A 3,689-nucleotide genomic window follows, 5' to 3' on the forward strand; every position below is an offset into this window, starting at 1 on the left:
TATCTTTTATCATTACCATTCTGATAAAGCAAAAGAACATATCACATAAGTAACTGAAAAAACAGAGTTGAGAAAAGGAAAAAAGGATTTTACCCAAAGAAGCTCTTCTACATGCCTATTGTTGATACCGGCATATTCATTGTCAAAACCGTTGATTTTTCAATCCCAAAGGCGCATAACCTTTTCGGGGCGTATCTTCACCTCGGTCAATTTTAATGAATTTCCATTACTAACCCCCTTGGCCATCCGGCTCCGATAAATAATGGTATTAGAATCATCAATCGGATAATTTTTCGCTCGAAAAATCGGCCAGGAGGTAAAAAGAGGTGGCTACCGTTTTAAGCCGGGACAGTCTGAACCGTTTGATCAAAGTCTTCCAGGAGGTCAGCCTTAAAAACAGGGCATCTCATAAAAGGCTTATTCTACGGGGTGTCCCGGCTTAAACCGGTAGCCCAAAACAGGTATTTTATTTATGATCCCAAGCAGGTGTGCGTCTGCCTGGAATCTTTTCCCCCAAGAACGCCAACAGCGTTCATGATAAAAGCGCCTATGAATAATACTTCATGAACTGAAGCCGGTCGTAAACAGACGGGTTTTGGGCTTCTGCCTGGCTCAGCTTCCCGCGGAAGTCCGCCAGAGAGTCAAAACCATGGATTTCCATCCAATTCCGGATATCCTGGATAACTGTTTTAAGGTATGGCGTTTTGTTTTTGTACAATGTCGATACCATCTGCACGGCCTGGGCACCGGCCAGAATATGCTTGATCACACCCTGTGCGTCATGAACCCCGGTGGATGCAGCCAGATCACATTTAACTCTTTGGGACATAATTGCCATCCATCTCAGGGAGATGGCTATATCCGAAGGGGAACTGAAAACAAAGGAGGGTTTGACTTCAAGTTTCTCCGTATCAATATCCGGACTGAAAAACCGATTAAACAGGACAATACCGGAGACACCGGTTTCCGAAAGCCGCTGGATCATTCTTCCCAGGTTTGAAAAATAGTAGCTTATCTTCAGTGAAACCGGTATGGTGACTGTTTTTAAAAGTTTTTCAACAATCTGAAAATAGACTTTTTCCAGTTCACTGCTCTCCCGTTCAAAATCAGTGGGCGAAAAAAACATGTTCAGTTCCAGGGCATCAGCCCCGGCATCGGCGATCTGTTTGGCAAAGGAGGCCCATTCATGGGAGTAGACACAGTTTACGCTGGCAATAACAGGCATACTCACCCCGGCCTTTGCCTGTTTGATCAGTTCCAGATATGCAAATAGTTTCTTCCCCCGGAGCTGCATGTCAAGGTAATCAAATTGTTCCAGGTTGTATCCTGTTGTAAGGGACACGTCCTTTATGATGTCATTGTATTCATAGGCGATTTCTTCTTCAAAGATGGATTTAAGTACGGCGGCACCCGCTCCGGCTTCTTCAATTTTTTTTAGTTTTTCCACAGAGTCGGTTAATCCGGAACTGCCTACAATAACAGGGCTTTCAAGGGCAAGCCCCATATAGGTTGTTGAAATGTCCATAGTATTCATCCTTTTTTTGTTGTTGTAGAAAATGTCTGGAACTCAACTTTGTCTTCCCAGCATAATACATCTTCCTGCTTAGATGCAATTTTCTTTTGATATGTTGTGTGATTTTTTCTCCCTTGACTCAGGCGGCAATTTCATCCCCAGACTTTTTATCAAAAATATGTGGTGTAATTAAATCCGACATTTCTCCCTGCCCATTATGACGATAACTCGACCATCTAAATTCACCCGGATGCTCTACAACACCCGCACGGACCGGGTTCAGTTCTATGTACCGCTGACATGTCAACAAATATTTCTCCTCTTGAACCAGGCAGGATCGATATCTTCCTTACCATAGGGTAACCGTTCTTCTATAGGTTCGGTTGATATATTGAACATACCGTTGACCCAGTCGTTTTAACAAATCTCCGGCACTGCCGCTGCTTTTAGGGGTCAGCAACAGATGGACATGATTTGTCATCAAAACGTAAGCGTGGATTAGACAACCCGAGGCTAAGGCATACTCCTTAAGCCATTGAAGATAAGACAAGTAGTCATCATCGGCAAAGAAACAGGCCTGCTTGTTATTCCCCCTTTGTAAATGATGATGTTGGCCTGGCTGTCACAAACAAAAGCGTAAAAGTGTGTTTCAAAATGTCTGCGAAATTAAGACGCGACTCATGACGCATTGAATATACGCCATGGGTCGTCTTTCAATCTGGCTAAAAATTCGGCGAAAAAACGGTGACGTTTATTTTTCCCAAGTCTTTTATTCTTTGCTTTCCCGGTACATATGAACATCATGCTGGGGAAATGGGATGCTGATACCATTGGCATCAAGGGCCAGCTTGATGTTTTCATAGAGGGCAAAATATACGCCCCAGTAATCTCCTGTTTTAACCCAGGGCCGGACCACAAAATTAACGCTGGAATCGGCAAGTTCAGACACGGCAATAAGTGGCGCAGGTGTGGGAAGAATGCGCTTTTCTTCTGCCAGAACACCCTGGATAACCTCTTTGGCTTTTTTTATATCATCATCATAACCAATGCCGATGACAAGATCCACCCGGCGGGTGGGATTGGCCGTAACATTGGTAATAACATTGGAGGTTATGCTGGCATTGGGTACGATCACTTTTTGATTATCCCCGGTACTCAACTCCGTGGTGAACAAGGATATACTCACCACATTCCCGGCTACCCCGCCAATGTCCACAAAATCATTGACCTTGTAAGGTCTGAACAGGACCAGCATCACGCCCGAAGCAAAATTGGCCAAAGAGTCCTTCAATGCAAGACCAATGGCCAGGCCGGCAGCACCCACAATGGTCAGAAAAGAGGTGGTATTGATTCCCAGCTGGCCTGCGGCAGCAATGACGATCATCACCATAAAGGTATAATACATAATGCTGTCAAAAAACCGCACAAGCGTGATATCTATCTTATTTTTCTCCATCAATTTCGTGATCAAATTGGTAATTCGTCTGGCCAGCCATTTCCCGATCACCAGAATCAGCAGCGCGGCAATAATCTTTACAGAGTAGGTGGTCACCCAGTAGGTCAGCGTCTCTATATATTTTTCAATGTTAATTTGTTTCAACCACTCCATTGTGTCTCCTTTTAAATTTTCTTTTAATTGTATAAAACCGCTTTCAAGTCCCGCCTTTTTACCATGATGGCAAATCTACACATAAACAAAAAAAATTGTCAAACAAGGTAGAAGGATATAATCAATTTAACACCCGTGCATCAGGAGGGATATCATTTTGTAATCCGGCCCAAAATCAGATATAATTACGCATTAGTTAATGCCTGGACGGAAACCCGTGAAGCCTGTGTACGAAACAGTTACAAAGGAGCCTTATGTTTAAATTCTTTTGCAGACGCATTGTTCTATTTATAGGCTTTATTTTTTTCTTCGCAGCACCCTGTGCCGGAAATGACCCGGTACTTAGGCTTGCCACAGATACCTGGCCCCCCTATTCCATAGGACGGGAAGGCCAGGCGCTGAAAAGCGGATATGCGTTTGATATCGGCACAGAGGTGAGCAAACGCATCCATTGCAAATTCAAGGCAGATCTTCTGCCATGGAAACGGGTGCTGGCCTGCATGGAAAAAGGAACCTACGATATTACCTTTCCCATTCAAAACAAGCCTGAAAGAAAGGCGTTCATGG

Annotated in this window: 3 protein-coding genes and 1 pseudogene; 1 reads left to right on the top strand and 3 read right to left on the bottom strand. The window is 44.0% G+C overall.

Annotated elements, in window-relative coordinates; all coding sequences use genetic code 11:
• Window positions 1–547 precede the first annotated feature (547 nt).
• The 3 genes and pseudogenes from AB7U36_RS20550 to AB7U36_RS20560 all read right to left on the bottom strand — a co-directional run bounded on the left by AB7U36_RS20550 (window position 548) and on the right by AB7U36_RS20560 (window position 3,122).
• A complete protein-coding gene (locus AB7U36_RS20550) occupies window positions 548–1,525 on the bottom strand; it encodes a dihydroorotate dehydrogenase-like protein (protein WP_428161493.1) in 978 nt (325 codons plus the stop codon).
• A gap of 337 nt (window positions 1,526–1,862) precedes the next feature.
• Window positions 1,863–2,093: pseudogene (locus AB7U36_RS20555) on the bottom strand (transposase); the annotation flags it as partial.
• Window positions 2,094–2,282: 189 nt separating this feature from the next.
• Window positions 2,283–3,122 (bottom strand): mechanosensitive ion channel family protein, encoded by an 840-nt coding sequence (locus AB7U36_RS20560; protein WP_428161494.1) that lies wholly within the window; start codon window positions 3,120–3,122, stop codon window positions 2,283–2,285.
• A 254-nt stretch (window positions 3,123–3,376) separates the two neighbouring features.
• Here AB7U36_RS20560 and AB7U36_RS20565 point away from each other — a divergent pair.
• The coding region (locus AB7U36_RS20565) for a transporter substrate-binding domain-containing protein (RefSeq protein ID WP_428161495.1) at window positions 3,377–3,689 on the top strand (313 nt) is incomplete at its 3' end.

Source organism: Desulfobacter sp., assembly GCF_050177295.1.

Coding starts and splice junctions, on each gene's coding strand:
- AB7U36_RS20560 (WP_428161494.1), bottom strand. CDS start 3,122: ATGGAGTGGTTGAAACAAATTAACATTGAAAAATATATAGAGACGCTG.
- AB7U36_RS20550 (WP_428161493.1), bottom strand. CDS start 1,525: ATGGACATTTCAACAACCTATATGGGGCTTGCCCTTGAAAGCCCTGTT.